At 62.4% G+C, this 671-nt stretch carries 1 protein-coding gene; it reads right to left on the bottom strand.

Going from position 1 to position 671, the window contains the following annotated elements; all coding sequences use genetic code 11:
• Positions 1–615 (bottom strand): IS256 family transposase (locus AC1DIO_RS35390; RefSeq protein ID WP_476854954.1); only part of this gene is annotated, 615 nt, incomplete at its 3' end.
• Between the last annotated feature and the right edge of the window lie 56 nt (positions 616–671).

Here is a 671-nt window from a genome sequence, read left to right as displayed (position 1 = left end):
GCCCTCGGTCGTCTCGATCCAGATGCCGAGGATGTCCTTCGTGCCGTCGGCCTGGACGCCGAGCGCGAGGTAGACGGCTTTGTTGCGGACAAGGCCCTCGTCCCGGATCTTAACCCGCATCGCGTCGAAGAAGATCAGCGGGTAGCTCGCCTCCAGCGGCCGGTTCTGCCACTCCGTCACCGTCTCCAGCACCGCGTCGGTCACCGTCGAGATCAGATCCGGCGAGACATCGAGGCCGTAGATCTCAAGCAGATGGCCCTGGATCTCCCGGACGCTCATACCGCGGGCGTACATCGAGATGATCTTCGCGTCGAAACCGGGAAACCGACGCTGGTACTTGGCGATCAACTGGGGATCGAACGTCCCCTCGCGATCACGCGGAATCCGGAGTTCCAGCTTCGAGCTCTCGCCCAGCACCGTCTTCTTCGAATAGCCGTTGCGGCGATTGGGCTTTCCGGCAGCCGCCTCGCCGTCGAGGTGATCGTCCAGTTCCGCCGACAAGACCCGGTTCGCCAGCGCCTTCTTCAGCTCATCGACAAGCCCATCCTTGGCGAAAACATCGCGCGGATCACGTCCCGCAAGCAACTGATCCAGTGTGTCCTTCTTGATGACCATGAGCGCCCTCCATCGGCGTCACTATGGCCCCGGACACAAAATCCCTGACAGTCCCG

The organism is Allobosea sp. 05T439, from assembly GCF_056396005.1.
This window is presented reverse-complemented; position numbering and strand designations above follow the sequence as displayed.